Raw genomic sequence first — 19,386 nt, forward strand, 5'->3', positions numbered from 1 at the left:
AAATTTGAAAATGTTAGAAATATTTTACTTAAGTTTTGTTAAATCAGCTTTCAGAAACCTGTGGAAATTTTGGCATATTTGCGCATAATCTCAGCCCAAATGAATAAAAAGCAACTATTTGAACAAATAAAGTTTAAAAAATCATTTTTGTGCGTGGGTCTCGACCCGGTGCTTGAAAATATTCCGCAACATCTTTTGGATTATGAAGATCCGATTTTTGAGTTCAACAGACAAATTATTGATGCCACAGCAGACCTCTGTGTTGCCTATAAACCGAACACTGCTTTTTATGAATCGAGAGGTTTAAAGGGATGGGAAAGCTTACTGAAAACCTGGGCCCATATTCCGCAGAATATTTTTACGATAGCAGATGCGAAAAGGGGAGATATCGGAAATACTTCGGCCATGTATGCTGATGCTTTTTTTAATGAAGAGAAATCAGGGATGAGCTTCGACTCGATCACAGTAGCACCATATATGGGCAAAGATTCTGTAAGCCCTTTCTTAAAATATGAAGATAAATGGGTAATCCTGCTGGCTGCAACTTCAAATGAAGGGCACCATGATTTCCAGTTGCTGGAAACACCGGGGGGCAGATTATATGAAGAGGTGATCAGGGTTTCTTCTGAATGGGCAGACAGCGAACGGATGATGTATGTTGTTGGTGCCACCAGGGGATCTGAATTTGCCAATATCAGACGTTTGGCACCGGATAGCTTTCTGCTTGTTCCGGGAGTTGGCGCACAGGGCGGCAGTTTGGCCGATGTGTGCGAGTTTGGATTAAACGATCATTGCGGGCTGCTGGTCAATTCTGCCAGAGGGATTATATATGCGGGCAAAGGAGAAGATTTTGCAGAAAAAGCACGTGAAGAAGCGCTGAAACTACAGGTTGAAATGGAGGAGATACTTGAAAAAGCAGAATTGATCTAATAAAATATTTAACTACCAGTAAACATCTTCTTTGAATTAAGTTTGCGTTATGCGGCTTAACGAAGATTTTTTACATTACATCTGGCAATACAGACTGCTGACCAGTCTTGACCTGTATTGCACCGACGGATCAAGACTGGAAATCATTGATCCCGGGATACCTAATACGCATGCCGGACCGGATTTTAGTACGGCACGGCTGAGGATTGGCGGACAATTATGGGTGGGCAATGTCGAAATCCATCTCAGGGCATCTGACTGGCTCCAGCATCAGCATCAGGAAAACAGTTTATATGACACCGTTATCCTGCACGCCGTTTATGAAAATGATGCGGAGATCTGCCGTACAAACGGAAGCCGCATTCCTGTTCTTTTAATGAAAGACCTCTTGCCGGAAACCATGCTGCAGCGGTACCGGGCGCTGCTCGAAGCAAGGAACTTCTTTCCCTGTGCAGCTCAGATCGGACAAACCGGTCCCTCTGTTATCAGAAATACCATGCATACTGCAGCTATACAACGTTTGCAGCAAAAGTCGGCTGATCTGGAACTGCTGATGACCCGGAATAAATACAACTGGACTGAGACTTTTCACCAGTTGCTGATCAGGAATTTCGGCTTCAAAGTAAATAATGTTCCATTTGAGCTTCTTGCTGCGGGTTTGCCGGCTACGCTGTTGGCCCGGCACAGAAATCAGCCTTTGCAGATCGAAGCCTTGTTGTTTGGACAGGCGGGATTTCTGGAAGGGGATTTTAAAGACAGCTACCCAAGGCAGCTGCAAACTGAGTATGCTTTCCTCAGAAAAAAATATCAGCTGATGCCGCTCGATCATGCGATCTGGAAATTTCTGAGAATGCACCCGCAGAATTTTCCTGTTTTAAGGATAGCGCAGCTGGCAGGGATGCTTACGGGGAATAGCCCGGCGATCTCAGATGTTCTTGGTGCTGCAGACCTGCAGTCGCTGATCCGGTTGTTTGCCCCCACATCAGTGCATCCCTACTGGAACGACCACTTTAACTTTGACAAGGGCTGCAAAGCGATGAAACTAAAGCCCGGAAGAAAATCTATAGAAAATCTGATCATCAATACCGTATGCGTGATGATGTATCATTACGGGGAATATTTCTGCGTCCCGGAATTTCAGCAGCGTGCAATCACTTTTCTGAAAAAAATGCCTGCGGAGCAAAATGCCATTACCAGGGCATATAAAAAAGCAGGGCTGATATTGACCAGTGCCTGGGATTCGCAGGCAGTCCTGCAGCTGTATAAGTATAGTTGTTTACTGAGGAAGTGCTTAAACTGTGATATAGGCCGTGATCTGATAGCTGTAAAAGCCGTGAATTAAGGTATGGTTTTTGCTTTTACAATAAATAATCTCTAAATTGATCAATAATTGAGTTATCAATTGACTACCCCGAAAAATATGAAGACAAATACTATGTTTCAGAGCATCGTCACCTATTTTGAGAAACAAAGTTTTGGGGTATGTACCTATATCGCAGAGCGTTTTAATATGTCGATCAGCAAAATTAGGCTTTTCTTTATTTATTCCTCTTTTCTGGCTGTGGGCTTTCCTATTGTATTTTATATCATGGCGGCGCTGATCCTGGATGTACGCCATTATATCAAAAGGATCAGGCAGCGGATTTGGGATCTGTAACAGGAATACTGATGAGTTCCATATTTATTCTTCCTCTGCAGTTTAGAATAACATGACACATACAACTATATATTTTATATTTGTTGTTTAATACTAGAGTTACGCAAAATGTCGGTAAGGGGAAACCAATTTAAATCTAATTCATTCAAAAACGAACAAGGGGAGAGGCAGGGTTCAAGAACATCGGCCAAACCACCCAGAGAACTGTTTGACCGAATGCCTTCACTGAACTTTCAGAATGAACGTGTACTGAAAATTGCAGGCCTGTTTTTTCTGATCCTCGCCATCTATTTCCTGGTTGCTTTTACTTCTTACCTGTTTACCTGGCAGGAAGACTACAGCTATGTGATCGATGCCAACGGCGGATGGAGCAACCTGTTCAAAACTCTGGAAGAACTTCAGCAAAACAATATCCCTACGGTTGTACAGAACTGGCTGGGCAAATTTGGTGCTTTGCTGTCGCACCAGTTTATTTATGAATGGTTTGGGGTAGCCTCTTTTATATTTGTTTTTATCTTTTTTGTGATTGGCTACCGCCTGTTATTCAAGGTCAAAATATTTGCACTGGAGAAGACGCTGGGTTACAGCTTGTTTTTCCTGCTGTTCCTGTCGCTTACCTTTGGATTTTTTCATTCCTTTTTCTCGGATGCACCGCATTACCTCGAAGGTGAGGTAGGTTACTGGAGCAACAGGCTGCTGGTTGCGCAGATCGGTATTACCGGAGTAGGAGGGCTGATTGCCTTTCTGGGACTAACTATTTTAATTATAGCCTATAATATAGACTTTAAACTTCCTGAACGTAAACAGCGCCAGGAGGAAGATGAAGAACCTGAAGCTGCTGAATTGGGCAATCATTTTCCTGCCGAAGCTGTTGCCGAACGCTTTGCTGAACAGCGTGCGGAAAGGGAAGAAGAGGCAGCCCTGGCTAATCACGTGGTGAGGGGACATACGGCCATGCCAGATAATATTGAACTGGATAAAAATCCGGGGGAGGTTGAATTTACACTGAATGACCGTCTCGCTAATCAGCGTAAAAAGACACAGCAAAATATCGTATTAACCCCAAGCCGCTTTGAAAATGCACCGCTGGAAGAGGAAGACCTGATTCCGCCTGTTGTACCACCTGTATTGAATCTGACAGGAAATGCGCCTATTATTCTTTCGCCGATTGTGGAACCGATTTCTGAGATCATCTACGAAGATGTGAAACCAGAACCGCAGCTCACGATTGAGAAAAGTGATGAGGATAAAAAATCTGAGGAACTGGTAGAACAGTTTGGAAACTATGACCCTACACTGGACCTGGCCAGTTATAAATATCCATCGATAGACTTACTGGAGGATTACGGCTCCAACAAAATTTCTGTCAATGCCGATGAGCTTGAAGCGAATAAAAATAAGATCGTTGAGACGCTTAACCATTATAATATAGAGATCGACAAGATCAAGGCCACGATCGGGCCAACGGTTACGCTTTATGAGATTATCCCGGCACCGGGGGTAAGGATTTCGAAGATCAAGAATCTCGAAGATGATATTGCCCTGAGCCTGGCAGCCCTTGGAATACGTATTATCGCTCCGATGCCCGGAAAAGGCACAATTGGTATCGAGGTACCGAACATGCATCCTGAGATGGTGTCCATGCGCAGCATCCTGGCTACAGAGAAATTCCAGAAGACGGATATGGACCTGCCTATTGCGCTGGGCAAGACGATTTCCAATGAGGTGTATATCGCCGACCTGGCAAAAATGCCCCATTTATTGGTTGCGGGTGCAACAGGTCAGGGTAAATCGGTGGGTATCAATGCTATTCTTGTATCCCTGCTCTATAAAAAACATCCTTCACAACTCAAATTTGTGCTGGTTGACCCCAAAAAGGTAGAGCTTACACTTTTTAATAAGATTGAACGCCATTTCCTGGCAAAACTTCCGGGAGAGGCAGATGCAATTATCACAGATACCAAAAAGGTAATCCATACTTTGAATTCACTATGTATCGAAATGGACCAGCGCTATGACCTGCTGAAAGATGCACAGGTGAGGAACCTGAGAGAATACAATGAAAAGTTCATTAAACGGAAGCTGAACCCGAACAACTCGCACCGTTTCCTGCCGTACATTGTACTGGTAGTGGATGAGTTTGCCGATCTGATGATGACGGCAGGTAAGGAAGTAGAAACTCCGATTGCCCGTCTGGCCCAGCTGGCACGTGCGGTAGGGATCCACCTGGTGCTGGCTACGCAGCGCCCCTCTGTGAATATCATTACAGGTACAATCAAAGCCAACTTCCCGGCAAGGCTTGCCTTCAGGGTGTTGTCTAAGATCGATTCCAGGACAATCCTCGACAGTGGTGGTGCAGACCAGTTAATTGGTCGCGGAGACATGTTATTGTCTACTGGCAACGATCTCATCAGGTTACAGTGTGCTTTTGTGGATACACCTGAGGTTGACCGTATCTCCGAATTTATTGGTAACCAGCGCGGCTACCCTGAAGCTTACCAGTTACCCGAATATCTTGATGAGGCTGCAGAATCTGCAAAGGCTGATTTTGATCCTGACGACAGGGATTCCATGTTCGAAGATGCTGCACGACTGATCGTTATGCATCAGCAGGGCTCTACGTCGCTCATCCAGCGCAAGCTGAAACTGGGCTATAACAGGGCGGGCAGGATTATTGATCAGCTGGAAGCCGCAGGAGTAGTAGGGCCATTTGAAGGAAGCAAGGCCAGAGAGGTATTGCTGCCCGATGATTATGCTTTGGAACAGTTCTTGACTAATCTGAAGAAATAAGAACCAAATGAAGAAGATCCTAGTGTTGCTGGCACTATCGGGAATGTACATTTCCGGATTTAGCCAGACCGATGCAAAAGCAAAGACCATATTAGCGGAAGCAAGTAAGAAATATAAAGCGTATGATGTTGTAAAGGCTACTTTTGTCTTTACCCTGGAAAATCCTCAGAACAAAGAAAAGGATACCCAGCAGGGAACATTGATTGTACAGTCTGCCGCCAATAAATATAAGGTGGTGATGAATGAGCAGGATATGATCAGTGACGGCAAGAGCCAGTGGACTTATCTTAAAAAGGATAAGGAAATACAGGTTTCTGCAGTTGACAACAGCGGTGATGCTTTGAATCCTGCAGGGATATTTACGCTGTATGAGAAGGGTTTTAAATACCTGTATACCGGTGAAAAGAAGGAAGGCACAAAGACTTACCAGATGATAGATCTTTCCCCTGTGGACACTAAAAAGTCGTATTTTAAGATCAGGCTTGGTATTGATAAGATCGCCCACCAGATTGCCAATGTGGTGATCTTTGATAAAAACGGCAATAAGTACACGTACGTGGTAAAGACTTTCGTCCCCAACGTGAAGGTTCCTGCCGGAACTTTTGGCTTTGATGCCAAGAAATATCCGGGAGTTGAAGTAGTAGACCTTCGCTGATAAAATATAATTGATAAAAAAGGGCCGAGGCAAATTGTCTTAGCCCTTTTTTTGTTAATTTTGGAATTATGACTTTAACTTCCGCATTTTGAAAATCACATTTCTGGGTACCGGTACATCGCAGGGGATTCCTGTGATCACCTGCGGATGTGAAGTTTGCCAGTCAGACGATGCCAGGGACAAACGTCTGCGGGTCTCCGTTTTGCTTGAAACTGAAGATAAAACTATTGTGATTGACAGTGGCCCTGATTTCAGGTATCAGATGCTAAGGGCAAAAGTGAAAGATCTTGATGCCATTGTTTATACACACGAACATAAAGACCATGTAGCGGGACTGGATGATATCAGGCCATTTAATTATCTGCTGAAAAAGAATATCGATATCTATGCTACAGAACGTGTACAGGAAGCCTTAAAAAAAGAATTCTCCTATATTTTTGCAGAAAAGGTATATCCGGGGGTTCCCCAAATCAATATGCATACCGTTACCGGAGTGAAGTTCTGCATCGGCAGGACGGAGTTTATCCCCCTGGACATTATGCACTACAAGCTGCCTATTCTGGGCTACAGGATTGGTGACTTCACTTACATCACTGATGCCAAGACAATTCCGCAGGCTACTGTAGATAAAATCAGGGGTACAAAGATCCTGGTAGTAAATGCTTTGCAGAAAGAGGAGCATATCTCTCACTTCACATTGGACGAAGCAATTGCCTTTGCGGAGAATATCGGGGCAGAAACTACTTATTTTACTCATATGAGCCATAATCTGGGCAAACACGCTGATATCGAGGCAGAACTGCCTGCGAATATCAGGCTGGCTTATGATGGCCTGCAGATTGAGTTGTAGTTTTTTTAAATTAGGTGTCAAAACTATTCCGAATAAATATATATTTGCAGCAGAAACCTACCCGGGTGGCGAAATTGGTAGACGCGCCAGCTTGAGGGGCTGGTGCTGGCAACGGCGTGGCAGTTCGAATCTGCTCTCGGGTACTTAACGATTTTTCGTTCAACTTTTGAAAGGATTGCTCATAAAAAAGCAATCCTTTTTCGTTGGTATTCAGTACGTTATGATGAAATGTAGGGTCGATATAATTAGTTCTAAACTGCCCCCCAGCGTTAACCAGATTATCTTTGAACACCCCGCGAACGATAGCATGTTTCTGCGTGACGTTGCATTTATCATAAATCCCAAACAGATTCGATAAGTTTGGTAATATCCGCAGCACTATCTCGTCGTCGTCTTGAACTATTTTTGAACGAGGTTTTAATTCATATTCTAAAATGGATTTTTCCTCTTTAAGTTTTTTTGGCCACGATTGATATGTTGAACTGTTAATATCGTTATTTAGAGACTTATCTTCTAAACTTATGATCTTATCATTCACACTTTTTAATTCTTTTATTCTCTGATTGGTTATTTCTTTTTTCTGCTGAAGCGGTTTTGCAATAGTGCTTTCGCCCCCTCAATTAGGAAGTTTATTTGATTCTCGTCAAATCTCAATTGTTTCAATAATTGATCAAACTCTTCATGCAATTTAGCACCGGGGGTATTGACATTTGTATGCTTTATACACCTGTAATATAAATGATATTGTTTAGAGCCTATAGACCAACCTGCGGTCATGCTTTGCTCACACCAGCACTTGAGTAGACCTCTCAACGGAAATTCTTTATCTTTACGCACTTTCACAGGCCTCTTAGAACTTAGCAAACGTTGGGCTAGCCAATACTCAGCTTCTGTAATTATCCAGCTCGCCTCGGCTAAAATTGGTCTGGCCTGACTTTCTTCTCCCCAGTTGTACTATGTTTTAAGTGGAAATGACTTTACTCTTGACATTAATAATCCAGAGGAGCCGAAAATCGTTTGTGTGGCAAACAATCCCCAGAAAATCCAAATATATGGCGCGGTTCTTTCGCTATATATTTCTCGTATAATGAAGCTTGTAAATCGTAAAAGCCGACTTAAGGGTAGTCTAATTTTTGATGAATTCCCAACAATCTATTTTACTGGCATGGATGCTCTTCTGTCTACTAGCAGATCAGACCGTGTGAGTTGCACCCTGGCAGTGCATTATGATCAACTCAAGAAAGATTATGGTGCAGAGCAAGCTGATGTGATTGTTAATATTGTTGGAAATGTGATTAGTGGGCAAGCAATGGGTGATACAGCTAAAAAATTGAGTGAAAATTTCGGTAAAATTTTGCAGCATAGGCAAAGTACCAGTATTAATAGTTCTGATACCTCAATATCCAGATCAAGCCAGTTGGATTATGCGATACCTGCTGCAAAAATTTCAGACTTATCATCTGGTGACTTCGTCGGCATTGTAGCTGACAATCCGGATCAAATGATAACATTGAAAATGTCTCATTCAGAAATTCAAAACGGTCATGAATCAATTGCTAGTGAGGAGGAAAGTTACAAAGATATTCCAATCGTTGATAACGTAACCTATTCTGATTTAATCGAAAATTACAGCAGCATAAAAGCTGATATTGAAAGATTGTTGAATGAAGAGTTTCAAAGGATTGTAGCAAGAAATCAGGACGTTGGCAATGCTTCAGATACCAATGACAATATTGTAAATATGGATTCTTCCGAAAATCAATTGCTGCCAGGTGTAAACGAATATTAGATAAATACTAGTGAATTTCGCTGATTATTGTAATCCAATTTCACATGCAGTATATATTAATTTACAACGGTTATTAAACGCTTCACGTAATAGAGTTTTTAAAATGTAAATCTATTTATAATTTGAGTGAATTGTTCGTGTTTAATGAATTTAATATTTCTATTAGAGCTAATTTATGTTTGAACAATGAAAATTACACTGAGGACATTAATCAAATAAACTCTTAATATGACTATTAAACTAAACTCATCTCTCGACTGTATTAAATTGTACATGGCATTTTTATTAATTATAGTTTTTTCCAATTCCTGCAAAAAAAGCAGTCAGCTAGAAACCGATATCGCAACAGATGTACCTAAAAATGAACGAAAAGTCATGACAGAACCCCTGAAGCAAGTCTGTGTTGAAACATGGTGGGTTTCCGAAAATTGGGTTGGAGATCAATTGATATCCACTTCCAGGGACTTAATGTATTCAGTATGTTTTACGCCTAGTCAAAGCTCAAATAGCGGTGGACTAATAATTGCCTCACCAGTTAAAGTGGATATTAAACCTGATAGTCTGAAAAAGAATTTTCCTTGTGTATATTCTATGCTTCTGGATTTGAGCCATTACCCCGCAGTGAATGAACTCTTATTGCCATTTATTACAGAAACCGCAGGTGCTCCAGGCGTTAATCCTAAATTGTATTGGTTTGACAGTACAAGTCTCGCTTGGACTCCTACTGGGCAGAGCGGCGTAACTGTGTTTGGCAAAACAGTTCCTGGTTTTCAAAATGAAAGCTTAAGCTCAGCGATCTATCTAAATAGACAAATGTTGATTCAGTCGTCTCCTGCCCTAATTCAAAGTATAATGGTACACGAGATGATTCACGCATATTTAAATACAGTAAGACAATTCGCTGCTTATGGGATCATAAATGATGAGTCGAAGCCATTGTTGGAGAGATTGAGCTACTTTGCCAAAAAGTCGGCGGACGATAATGGGAGGGATCATTTAACTATATTAGCCTCCTATATTGATAAAATTGCTTTAGCCGTCCAATCCACTGACATTAGCCCGCGCAATAAATCACTTCAAGATTATTATAAGTTGGCTATTGGTTCCCTATATACTGATGGGAATGTGCCTTCGCCGGACTTTAAGCCAACATTTGAGACATTACTCAACTCTATTAATAGTGCTAATAACTTTACCATAACGATCGAGAACGCCGCAGCTAAAGTTGTCTCTGAAAAAAAGGTTCCTGCACCATATACCACAAAATGTTTAAATTAATAAGCTATGAAAGCAATCTTTATTTTTTTTCTGTTATTACTCACTCTTAATGCTGTAGCGCAACAACCGATCAAAATTTATTACGACAATAGAGACAGTTCAGTAGTCAAATTCTTTACACACGTAGAGGTTCCACTCATACTAGCTGCGAATCCAAGGTTTGGATTCTCTACGGTTAGTTTTTCAGTTTCAAATGAAGGCAAAGTTACATCTATTCATAATTTACTTAAGCCAGATGACCTTTTTTTTATAACAGCAAAAGCAGTTATAGAAAAGTCAAGTGGTAAATGGAATATTAAACCAGGAATTCCAGAACAAAATTTCGAGATTACCTTTTTTGTGATTTCTGACAGCTTAGCTTCCAGGAAAAAATTAGAACAATATAATCCCGATATTAAGCCCCTTTTAAAGCCATACATACAATATTACGATGTTCCGCAAGAGTTGACTTTATTGCCAACAATAACAATCATTTTTAAAGAAAAAGTTGAGAGGAAAATATTAATAAATTGATTACCATTTATAAGGTGGCGATCCGTTTCCTGGTGGAGATCCAGGTGGAGGTGGAGGCGGATGCTATGGTTATGCATCAGGACTTGTAATTGGTTCTGGCCCGAGTACTTCTTTAATATCAAGCTCAATTACAGATATTGACACAACTCATAGGACAATACAGTTTACATGGATACCTTATAGTGGGCCTCTTGGTATATGGCGTTATGAAAGTCTTGATTTAGGGACACAGGAAAAGGTCGGTAGTACATGGCAATGGACAGACATGGTTCATCAATCAATTACATTAGCAGGAACTACCACTGCATATACCCTCACCTATGCTGATATAAATGCGCCTGATGCAGGTTTGTTCAATGTCAGTGCAGCTTATGTGGAACTAAATTTTAGAGTAAGATTAACTGTATATTGTGGGGGTGCGCCTTTTGAATTTGAAGTAACCACTTCTCCATTTGAAGATGTGAGAAAGACTTTTGCGGTATAAATGGGTAAAATATGAAAATCGTTTTGAAAAGACTTTTGATAATAGAGCTGGTTTTTAGTTTTGTAAACTCTTATGGCTTCTCCGCTAATACTGATACAACTAAAATGAAGGCATTGCATATAACCACTATATTTCAGGTGCCGCACAGTAGCGGGGATATTTTGATTTTTCATAAAACGCCAGATATAATTTATGACAATGATTATGTTGTATTACGTTCGCCATACACTAAAACATCAGTCACTGGAAGGATGAACGAAGCGCCAACCAAGATAAAGGTAGATACAACTTATGCTTATTATATTTGCAGACGAGGAGAAAAGTACGGTTTACTCTATGATTCCGCAACTTCCTCTATAGGTAAACGCTATTTTGTAGACTCTTTAATAAACGATTTTCTAAGAATACCTGCCTTTTTTTATGGCGTAAAAAGTAAAAATGTGGACTTTATAAACGTGATTTCAGATAAGAAAAAAGGGATTTTAATAGAGAAATTCGTAGATAGAAGAACTGGTGTTCAAGAGCCGGACTCATCTTATTTTTATTATCGTAAAAAGCCTTTGGCTTTTTCATATTTAATAAAGGAAAAAAGACCTGACCAATTCTTCTTATATAAAGCAATTATGGTCTTCAATCCTGTAAAAAAGGGTGCATTTCCAGGCCTTGAATATGATGTCAAGAAGTATACTCATACCTTTGAAATCTCTGAAATAGGTGTTCCTGATGAACAAAAAATAAGGGTCTTAATTGATAAATTCAAAAGACAAGGCATTAGAAAATTATAAGGGTACAATTTTCAAAAAAACTTCGGTACTGCCGAAGTAAATTAAATCCTTCTTTACGATGAGTAGAGAGGGATTTTTAATTATACCTTGGAGCCAAATAAAGATGCACATGAAAAAAATTGCTGTTTTAGGTTTGGGAAAAATGGGATATGGAATCGCTTCCCGTTTATTACAATGTGGATATACCGTAGTCGTTTGGAACCGTAGTTATTCAAAAGCTGAAGAATTAATTAACAGAGGAGCTATATGGGCGGAAACTCCAGCATTAGCCGCATCTGAAGCGTCTTTTGTAATTTCTATGGTAGCAGATGATGAAGCATCCTCTGCAGTCTGGATGGCTGAATTTGGGGCTTTTGAAACGTTACGTCCCGACGCATTCGTAATTGAATGTTCAACGTTATCTGCTGATCATGTAGCTGGCATTTCCACTATTGCAAAGGAAAAGGGTTTTCGCTACATAGACTGCCCGGTAACCGGACTACCGGATGCTGCTGCTAACGGTAAATTAACGCTATTAGTTGGAGCCGACGCCGAGCATTTAGAAATTGTTAAACCTGTGCTTAAGGATTTATCAGAAAATATCCGATATTTTGGAGCAGTAGGTACTGGCACAGCCTACAAGCTTATCATTAACCTGATGGGAGCAGTGCAGATTGCCGCTTTAGCAGAAGGCCTTGCCCTGTCGGATAGGCTTGGCATGGATAGAGAAGCTGTTATAGAAGCAATTGAAAGCAGTGCGGCCGCCAGTCCGCAGGTGATCAGATACACTCGAAAGATGGCGGAACTTACTTTTTCCGAAGACCCTTTATTCACTACATCCCTAAGGCATAAAGACGCAATTTATGGTTTAAAACTTGCTGAAAGCGTTCAAAGTCCGGTTCCATTGGGGAAAACTGCAACATTGTGGTTTAAAGCTGCAAGTGATGCCGGCTCTTCTCTTGACGAAGCAACTGTGATAAATATGATCAACAAATAGAACAAAGAGGCTGTATGATCAGCCTCTTTGTTCTATTCTTACCTATACTCCTCTAAGGGAGCGCTTTCAAATATTCAATTCTCAGAGGCTCAATATCATCAATGATATATCCTATTTGTTTTACATACCGGTATGCCAGTGAGAAATACTTCAGAGCGTTATTTCAGAAAAAAATCAAGCAGGTCTTTCTGAACCTGCGGCGTATTTTCCTGCACTATCCAATGCCCGGAATCTTTGATCACCGATTCTTCTACGTGGTCTGCCACCAGTCTGGTGTGCGTTGCCAGAAATGGTGCCGCAAAATGATCTGAACCCATTGCCAAAACCGGCATCGGCAGCTTATGTTTCGCAAACTCAACATTATCCTTTGCATCCTCATCAAAATAACCAAACCAGTGGAATGCCCCTGTGGTTGCACCGGGTACGGAATAAGACCTGATAAACTCGGCGGTCTCCGCTGTAGTAAAAGCGTTTTTCTGAAAGCCCACAACAGGCCAGAAATCGGTAAAGAATAACCCTACCTTGCCCGAAACAAGCTCTCCGGAATGGGGCTGCCCAAAAAATCCAAACCACCAGGCCTGTGCTTTAACCTGGCTCCATACGGGTTCAATACCAGGTAACAGCGCATCCATCAGCGCCAGTTTTTTTACGTCCGCGGGAAACTGCGCAGCATAGCAATAAGCTACCATCAGTCCAATATCATGGCCGGCCAGGCTGATGTGACTGTAGCCCAGCTTCTTCATCAGTTCATGCAGGTCCAGGGCCATATTCTTTTTATCATAGCCGCCCGTAGTTTTTTCGGATTCACCCACTCCGCGCAGATCAGGGGCAATCACGGTAAAGTGGTTGGAAAGTTCAGGGAGCAAGCGGTTCCACATGTACCAGTTCTGGCCAAATCCATGAACCAATAGTAATGGCTCGCCCTTGCCCCCAATCACATAGTGGATTTTTACACCATTTACCGTAGCATACTCATGTTTAAAGTTTGATGGTGGATTGGCGGGAGCTGCCGCCATTGCACTGTCTGTTATTGCTATAAATAGCAAAATCATCAGCAGGGGTTTAATCTTTGAGATTGTTTTCATGTTTCCTATGATTTAGATTGTAGTTACAAAAAATTTGATTTTCATACGGCTTGGGGTTCTGATGGAGAACAGCAAATAACAGTCTGATAATTAGATGTTAGCAACACAATTTACTAATTATACTGAACCTGTACAACCTTAAAAGCTTTTAAAAATATTTGTACTTTCGTGGGTGATATTTGGTCTTTAAATTACACATAGTAGTAAACCCTCACTAACCATGAATAGTAACCTTTCGAGTATCGAAGCGCGTGAAACATTTTTTATGGCGCTTTATATAAAGGCTTTTTCCCCCGTTGCACGCCACATCGCAAAGATGGGCGGCACGCTTGAAGAGGCACAGGATATTTTCCAGGACGCGCTGGTCATCTATTATGAAAAAGTATCAGCGGCAAAGCCTGAAATTATTGTAAACGAAAAAGCTTACCTCTTGGGTGTTGCCAGGAACATATGGTTGCAGCGCTATAAAGTGAGCAGTAAGAACCAGCCTCTGGCAGATTTTGACGCCGTAAATGTACCGGATGAACAACTTGCTTCGGACAAAATAATGCGCTATCTCCAAACTGCCGGAAAGAAGTGTCTGGAATTGCTGAAAGCCTGTTATTACGATCATTTGCCAGTTGGTAACCTGGCGGCGGTGTTTGGATATTCAAGTACGCACTCTGCAACGGTAGCAAAATATAAATGCCTCGAAAAGGTTAGGGAAACTGTTAAACAAAACTCACTGAACTATGCGGACTTCATTGAATAAGATCAAAGCGATCGATGATTTTCTGTCTGGCAGAATGGTGCCTGAGGACTCGCTTTTGTTTGAAGCAAATATGCTATTAGACAGCGATCTGGTCTCTGATATGCGACATCAGGAAAACACATATGCAATGATCAGGCAATACGGCCGGAAAAAGATCAAAGAAGAAATTGCTGCAGTGCAGGCCAAACTTGCTGCTGCACCACAACATCAGGGATTTATAAAACGCATTGCTCAGTTTTTTAAAAAGGATTAACGGCACCAGGAACGCAGGCTTAACAGGCTCATTATCGATCTTATTCTACGATTATGTAGATACTTGCACTCTTTAGACGACATTTTGAATACAGTTGTTTTATAATGAAATTTATTAATTAGATTTCCTATCTAACCATTTGTAATTCATATGAAAATATCTTTACCGGTAATCGTGCTGTGCTGCTTCTTTTCCTGTGCTGTCATTGCCCAGAATCGTGGCAGGATCAGGGGAAGAGTAACTACTTCAGATCATCGCCCTGCTGTAAATCTTTCCGTTATGCTGAAAGGTACACCGCGGATCGCATTGTCAAATGACAATGGCGAATATGAATTTGTTCATATAGAACCAGGAAATTATACCATTTGTATTACAGCAGTAGGATTGGTCTCACAGAGGAAAGAGATAATTGTAAACAGAAGGAAAACCACCACCGTTGATTTTATCCTTTATGAAGACAGCCATCAGCTGCTCGAAGTTCAGGTCAGCGGCGGCAAGCCAAACAGGTTTGCAAAAAAGGAAACAGAATCTGTTGCACGCCTGCCGGTCAAAAACTTGGAAAACCCACAAGCTTACACAGTCGTTTCTAAAGAGCTTTTACGGGAGCAGGTGGTTACAGAATATAAAAGCGCTTTTAAAAATGTGCCCGGCGTAATTGCAACAACAGCTCCCAACGGCGGTAATTATATCAGGATCCGCGGCTACTATGCCGGAAGCTATTTACGAAATGGTTTGGCTGCCCAGCAATACCTGGGCCTTGACCCGGTGAATATTGAAAGGATCGAAGTGCTGAAAGGCCCTTCCGGTACCTTGTTCGGATCGAGCCTGATCAGCTTTGGCGGATTGGTGAACAGGGCAACAAAGACACCTTTTGAAGAGACAAAAGGAGAAGTGAGCTATGCGCTGGGCAATTTTGGGCTCAGCCGGCTCACCGCTGATGTGAATACAGCGCTTAACAAAGAAAAAACTGTGTTATTTAGGGTAAATGCGGCAACGCACCAGCAGCATAGCTTTCAGGATTATGGTTTTGAACGCAGTACATCCGCAGCGCCTTCGCTTTTATATAAAGTAAATTCGCGTCTCTCATTTTTGTTTGATGCAGAATTTTACAAAGTAAACAGGGTAACACCTATTTATCCCGTCTTTGGTGCGGCAGTTACTGTCAGAAATTTCAAAGACCTGAAACTTGATTACCGTAAATCTTTAACAACAGATGAGACCATGATCAGCCAGAACAGCACCAATGTATTTACCAGGGCTGAGTATAAGATCACCGACAAATGGAAATCGCTTACACAGATTGCTTTTAGCAATGGCCGCTGGGACAATTACAGTGCGATCAATGCCTTTTGGCTAACTGACACCACCATTCGCAGGTCTGTGAACCTGCAGCGGCCCAGGAACTTTAACTCTGTAAATATCCAGCAGAACTTTAATGGTGATTTTCATACAGGAACGGTGAGGCACCGTCTGGTTGCCGGGCTTGATGCCTATCTGTTTAACACCACTTTCCAGAATTATAAAGCACTCGATTACGATACGGTGAATGTACTCCGGAATACACCGGCCCTTTCCCTGACCAGTGTATATAATAAAATAGCCGCTGTGCCACCGATGACTTCAGCCCGGGCAGTACAGGGACAATACGCACTATATGTATCTGATGTACTCAGTTTAAGCGACCGGCTGTATGCAATGCTCAGCGTAAGGGCCGACCGTTTTGTAAATAAAGGAACTACCCTCAATGGTATTGCACCAACGGATAAATATAGTCAGAACTCCTTCTCGCCCAAGCTGGGACTGATTTACCAGCCGCTAAAAGAGAGGATCTCCATTTTCGCCAATTATATGAACGGCTTTCAGAATATAGCGCCGGTCGCGCAGCCAAATAGCACAATAGCCTCATTTAAGCCACAACAGGCAAATCAATGGGAAGGAGGTGCCAAACTTGACTTGTTTGGAAATAAACTCAATGCTACGCTCAGCTATTACGATATCAGAGTTTCCAATCTCATCAGAACGGAGTCGGCCATCAGGGACGGATTTGCCGGACTATATAGTTTTCAGGATGGAGAACAGCGCAGTAAGGGGTATGAAGCTGATCTGATCGCCAACCCTGTCCCGGGCTTAAACCTGGTGCTCGGATATGGCCATAATCAAAATAAGTTGCTGAAGGCAACGGCCAATACCGGTAAGAATATTGCCTCGAGCCCATATGATATTGCAAACGGATGGGTCAGTTACAGGATTGTTAAAGGGGCTGCAACTGGTTTTGGAGCAGGTTTGGGTGCAAACTATGTAGGTAAATCATATTTTGATGCCGCAAACACATTTGTTCTTCCGGCGTACACCATGATAGACGCTACGATATTTTATGACCTCCCTAAATGGACACTATCTGCAAAAGTAAACAACATTACCAGCGAAAAGGCCTGGGACATGAATGGATCGCCATTTACGCCGGGCCAGTTTATCGGCAATATCGCTTTCAGGTTTTAAGAGGAAAATAAATATTACTGACTGATCTGATCACCGCTGCCGGGTACATATCCAAGATCAGGCGTAAGCCAGTGCAGCAGCATAACCCTGGAGTAGCGGTAATTAAATGGCGAAAAAACGAGCACAGTAAGGAACAACAGCCCTACATAATACCACAGATTATCGTAGATCAGTGGCAAGCCCAAAATATAAGCAGCAACGCTTACCGTAATCATTTCTGCTACATTCATAGCATAGCTGATAAACATAGATACATAGAAGAAACCTGGTTCCCTTTCAAAGCGCAGGTTGCAGTGCGGGCAATATTCATTAGTCACCTGACCTTTGAAAGACAGGGAATACATCTTCCCGGAAAAGATATCGCCTTTTCTGCATCTTGGACATTTGCATTGGATTACGGCCTGTAGTTTTGTAATGGGAGGGTTCATATATGTAAACTTAACTATTCATCACCATTACTACCATTAATTTTTGCTGAGTTCCGGTAATTATACGTTGAACAGTGTACGGGAGGCGTTTGTTTCATAAAAATTCTGGTGCCGTTTTTTCTCTCTGGCCTAAAGTTATTTCATTAATTTTCAGGATGATAGTCGGTTCTTCCTGTAAAGAACGCCGTTAATGATCAATTGGACGAAGGTTTTTTCTTAAAAACTTTACATCATTTAAGAAATAATGCTACATTTGTCGCCACGACAGGATGCTCTAAGTGTTTGTCAATGCCCGGATGGCGAAATTGGTAAACGTTGCGGTCTCAGAAGCCGTTGGAGTAAGATCCTTGAGAGTTCGAGTCTCTCTTCGGGCACGTTAAGTGCATTAAACCGTCTAATATTTAAGATATTAGGCGGTTTTTTTTTGATGGTGTCCATCAGGTTTCAGCAACTGGCTTAGGCCTGTAGACCCGGGGGAGCTATAATAAACAACATCTGTACGTAAAGTCAAATCTTTAGTTTCAGCCAATGTTTACCCTATATATTCTCTAATTTTATAAAAACCGCGGATCCAGCTGCCGGTTAAGTATAAAATAAACGAAATTATAACATGGCCGGAATTACATATTCAGTATTAGATTTAGCAACAGTAGTTGCAGGCAAAACGCCTGAAGATACCTTTCGTCACAGTCTCGAACTGGCTCAGTATGCAGAAGAACTGGGATATAAAAGATATTGGCTGGCAGAACACCACAATATGATCAGTGTAGCAAGTTCCGCTACATCTGTGCTGATCGGATACATTGCAGGCGGAACAAAAACAATCAGGGTAGGATCAGGCGGGATTATGCTTCCCAACCATTCTCCGCTGGTTATTGCAGAACAGTTTGGAACCCTGGCTTCCTTATATCCCGGGAGGATAGACCTTGGCCTTGGCAGGGCACCCGGTACAGATCAGGTTACAGCTATGGCCATCAGGGGAAGCCGCTTTAATGCCGCGCATGATTTCCCCGAGGATGTAGAGCAGTTAAAAACTTATTTTTCAGATGATAACGCAAGCAGTCAGGTACGTGCCATACCCGGCGAAGGACTGGATATCCCGATCTGGATATTAGGCTCCAGCACGGATAGCGCAAGGCTTGCCGCAGAAAAAGGGCTTCCTTATGCCTTTGCAAGCCACTTTGCGCCGGCACAATTTTTAACGGCGATCAACATCTATCGTCAGAACTTTAAACCTTCGGCTACGCTGCAGAAACCTTACGTGATTTCTTGTGTCAATGTAGTTGCTGCGGATACAGATGCTGAAGCAAACAGGCTGGTTACTTCTTTACTGCAATTCTTTATGGGTGTAGTTACCGGAAGGCGCCGGCTCTTACAGCCGCCGGTAGATAGTATGGATGATATCTGGAATGCACAGGAGGCCGAAGCCGTAGGGCAGATGCTCGGCTGCTCATTTATTGGCAGCCCTGAAACCATCCGCGAAGACCTGCAGTCTTTTATGGAGCAGACAAAAGTAGATGAGCTTATGGTGACTTCGCATATTTATGATCACCAGGCCAGGCTGCACTCTTATGAAATTTTTGCTGACGTGATCAAAAAAGTTAGCGTACCGGTCCTGAACTAACCGGTTGCTAAACAATGAACTACCGGTCGGGCCTGAACT

18 protein-coding genes and 2 tRNA genes are annotated in these 19,386 nt (G+C 42.1%); 18 read left to right on the plus strand and 2 right to left on the minus strand.

The annotated features are described in order from the left end of the window. Window positions 1–99: 99 nt before the first annotated feature. The 13 genes from pyrF to FN831_RS15075 all read left to right on the plus strand — a co-directional run bounded on the left by pyrF (window position 100) and on the right by FN831_RS15075 (window position 12,707). Window positions 100–930 carry an orotidine-5'-phosphate decarboxylase gene (gene pyrF, locus FN831_RS15015; RefSeq protein WP_142529002.1) on the plus strand — a complete coding sequence of 277 codons (831 nt, stop codon included), beginning with the start codon at window positions 100–102 and terminating at the stop codon, window positions 928–930. A 49-nt stretch (window positions 931–979) separates the two neighbouring features. Next, entirely contained in the window at window positions 980–2,272 is a 1,293-nt protein-coding gene (locus FN831_RS15020) for a DUF2851 family protein (protein WP_142529003.1), read from the plus strand. Between the two features lie 93 nt (window positions 2,273–2,365). Then, a complete protein-coding gene (locus FN831_RS15025) occupies window positions 2,366–2,587 on the plus strand; it encodes a PspC domain-containing protein (RefSeq protein WP_142529160.1) in 222 nt (73 codons plus the stop codon). Between the two features lie 108 nt (window positions 2,588–2,695). Then, window positions 2,696–5,377, plus strand: a complete 2,682-nt coding sequence (locus tag FN831_RS15030; protein ID WP_142529004.1) for a DNA translocase FtsK — start codon at window positions 2,696–2,698, stop codon at window positions 5,375–5,377. A 7-nt stretch (window positions 5,378–5,384) separates the two neighbouring features. Next, a complete protein-coding gene (locus tag FN831_RS15035; protein WP_142529005.1) occupies window positions 5,385–6,032 on the plus strand; it encodes a LolA family protein in 648 nt (215 codons plus the stop codon). Window positions 6,033–6,120: 88 nt separating this feature from the next. Beyond that, the gene (locus tag FN831_RS15040; RefSeq protein ID WP_142529006.1) at window positions 6,121–6,882 is read left to right on the plus strand and encodes an MBL fold metallo-hydrolase; all 762 of its coding nucleotides are present in this window, start codon (window positions 6,121–6,123) and stop codon (window positions 6,880–6,882) included. Window positions 6,883–6,941: 59 nt separating this feature from the next. Next, window positions 6,942–7,025, plus strand: a tRNA-Leu gene (locus tag FN831_RS15045). A gap of 806 nt (window positions 7,026–7,831) precedes the next feature. Then, the gene (locus FN831_RS15050) at window positions 7,832–8,671 is read left to right on the plus strand and encodes a type IV secretory system conjugative DNA transfer family protein (RefSeq protein WP_317132088.1); all 840 of its coding nucleotides are present in this window, start codon (window positions 7,832–7,834) and stop codon (window positions 8,669–8,671) included. A gap of 273 nt (window positions 8,672–8,944) precedes the next feature. Next, entirely contained in the window at window positions 8,945–9,949 is a 1,005-nt protein-coding gene (locus FN831_RS15055) for a hypothetical protein (RefSeq protein ID WP_142529007.1), read from the plus strand. A gap of 6 nt (window positions 9,950–9,955) precedes the next feature. Beyond that, the gene (locus FN831_RS15060) at window positions 9,956–10,462 is read left to right on the plus strand and encodes a hypothetical protein (RefSeq protein ID WP_142529008.1); all 507 of its coding nucleotides are present in this window, start codon (window positions 9,956–9,958) and stop codon (window positions 10,460–10,462) included. 265 nt (window positions 10,463–10,727) lie between these two features. Continuing rightward, window positions 10,728–10,946: a hypothetical protein gene (locus tag FN831_RS15065; protein WP_142529009.1), complete on the plus strand. Its 219-nt coding sequence runs from the start codon at window positions 10,728–10,730 to the stop codon at window positions 10,944–10,946. Between the two features lie 11 nt (window positions 10,947–10,957). Further along, window positions 10,958–11,731, plus strand: coding sequence for a hypothetical protein (locus FN831_RS15070; protein ID WP_142529010.1), 774 nt, complete (start codon window positions 10,958–10,960; stop codon window positions 11,729–11,731). Between the two features lie 58 nt (window positions 11,732–11,789). Beyond that, window positions 11,790–12,707: an NAD(P)-dependent oxidoreductase gene (locus FN831_RS15075; protein ID WP_142529011.1), complete on the plus strand. Its 918-nt coding sequence runs from the start codon at window positions 11,790–11,792 to the stop codon at window positions 12,705–12,707. 158 nt (window positions 12,708–12,865) lie between these two features. On the opposite strand, the gene FN831_RS15080 is transcribed toward FN831_RS15075, so the two are convergent. After that, window positions 12,866–13,792 (minus strand): alpha/beta fold hydrolase, encoded by a 927-nt coding sequence (locus FN831_RS15080; protein WP_142529012.1) that lies wholly within the window; start codon window positions 13,790–13,792, stop codon window positions 12,866–12,868. A 220-nt stretch (window positions 13,793–14,012) separates the two neighbouring features. Here FN831_RS15080 and FN831_RS15085 point away from each other — a divergent pair, with 220 nt between their 5' ends. The 3 genes from FN831_RS15085 to FN831_RS15095 all read left to right on the plus strand — a co-directional run bounded on the left by FN831_RS15085 (window position 14,013) and on the right by FN831_RS15095 (window position 17,295). Beyond that, window positions 14,013–14,543 carry an RNA polymerase sigma factor gene (locus tag FN831_RS15085; protein WP_142529013.1) on the plus strand — a complete coding sequence of 177 codons (531 nt, stop codon included), beginning with the start codon at window positions 14,013–14,015 and terminating at the stop codon, window positions 14,541–14,543. Further along, window positions 14,524–14,796, plus strand: a complete 273-nt coding sequence (locus tag FN831_RS15090; RefSeq protein ID WP_142529014.1) for a hypothetical protein — start codon at window positions 14,524–14,526, stop codon at window positions 14,794–14,796. Before FN831_RS15085 ends, FN831_RS15090 begins: the two co-directional genes overlap by 20 nt. A 150-nt stretch (window positions 14,797–14,946) precedes the next feature. Then, entirely contained in the window at window positions 14,947–17,295 is a 2,349-nt protein-coding gene (locus tag FN831_RS15095) for a TonB-dependent receptor (RefSeq protein ID WP_142529015.1), read from the plus strand. A 14-nt stretch (window positions 17,296–17,309) separates the two neighbouring features. On the opposite strand, the gene FN831_RS15100 is transcribed toward FN831_RS15095, so the two are convergent. Next, window positions 17,310–17,723, minus strand: a complete 414-nt coding sequence (locus FN831_RS15100) for a DUF983 domain-containing protein (protein ID WP_142529016.1) — start codon at window positions 17,721–17,723, stop codon at window positions 17,310–17,312. A gap of 290 nt (window positions 17,724–18,013) precedes the next feature. Here FN831_RS15100 and FN831_RS15105 point away from each other — a divergent pair. Next, window positions 18,014–18,097, plus strand: a tRNA-Leu gene (locus tag FN831_RS15105). Window positions 18,098–18,333: 236 nt separating this feature from the next. Beyond that, window positions 18,334–19,347 (plus strand): LLM class flavin-dependent oxidoreductase, encoded by a 1,014-nt coding sequence (locus FN831_RS15110; protein ID WP_142529017.1) that lies wholly within the window; start codon window positions 18,334–18,336, stop codon window positions 19,345–19,347. Window positions 19,348–19,386 lie beyond the last annotated feature (39 nt).

The sequence above is a fragment of the Pedobacter westerhofensis genome, from assembly GCF_900182595.1.
Classification (GTDB): Bacteria; Bacteroidota; Bacteroidia; order Sphingobacteriales; family Sphingobacteriaceae; genus Pedobacter; species Pedobacter westerhofensis.

Bases quoted from the DNA above. Each gene is read 5' to 3' on its own strand.
- FN831_RS15085 (WP_142529013.1), top strand. From the start codon at position 14,013: ATGAATAGTAACCTTTCGAGTATCGAAGCGCGTGAAACATTTTTTATG.
- FN831_RS15060 (WP_142529008.1), top strand. From the start codon at position 9,956: ATGAAAGCAATCTTTATTTTTTTTCTGTTATTACTCACTCTTAATGCT.
- FN831_RS15035 (WP_142529005.1), top strand. From the start codon at position 5,385: ATGAAGAAGATCCTAGTGTTGCTGGCACTATCGGGAATGTACATTTCC.
- FN831_RS15095 (WP_142529015.1), top strand. From the start codon at position 14,947: ATGAAAATATCTTTACCGGTAATCGTGCTGTGCTGCTTCTTTTCCTGT.
- FN831_RS15100 (WP_142529016.1), bottom strand. From the start codon at position 17,723: ATGAACCCTCCCATTACAAAACTACAGGCCGTAATCCAATGCAAATGT.
- FN831_RS15070 (WP_142529010.1), top strand. From the start codon at position 10,958: ATGAAAATCGTTTTGAAAAGACTTTTGATAATAGAGCTGGTTTTTAGT.
- FN831_RS15065 (WP_142529009.1), top strand. From the start codon at position 10,728: ATGGTTCATCAATCAATTACATTAGCAGGAACTACCACTGCATATACC.
- FN831_RS15055 (WP_142529007.1), top strand. From the start codon at position 8,945: ATGGCATTTTTATTAATTATAGTTTTTTCCAATTCCTGCAAAAAAAGC.
- FN831_RS15025 (WP_142529160.1), top strand. From the start codon at position 2,366: ATGTTTCAGAGCATCGTCACCTATTTTGAGAAACAAAGTTTTGGGGTA.
- FN831_RS15030 (WP_142529004.1), top strand. From the start codon at position 2,696: ATGTCGGTAAGGGGAAACCAATTTAAATCTAATTCATTCAAAAACGAA.
- FN831_RS15020 (WP_142529003.1), top strand. From the start codon at position 980: ATGCGGCTTAACGAAGATTTTTTACATTACATCTGGCAATACAGACTG.
- pyrF (WP_142529002.1), top strand. From the start codon at position 100: ATGAATAAAAAGCAACTATTTGAACAAATAAAGTTTAAAAAATCATTT.
- FN831_RS15110 (WP_142529017.1), top strand. From the start codon at position 18,334: ATGGCCGGAATTACATATTCAGTATTAGATTTAGCAACAGTAGTTGCA.
- FN831_RS15075 (WP_142529011.1), top strand. From the start codon at position 11,790: ATGAGTAGAGAGGGATTTTTAATTATACCTTGGAGCCAAATAAAGATG.
- FN831_RS15090 (WP_142529014.1), top strand. From the start codon at position 14,524: ATGCGGACTTCATTGAATAAGATCAAAGCGATCGATGATTTTCTGTCT.
- FN831_RS15080 (WP_142529012.1), bottom strand. From the start codon at position 13,792: ATGAAAACAATCTCAAAGATTAAACCCCTGCTGATGATTTTGCTATTT.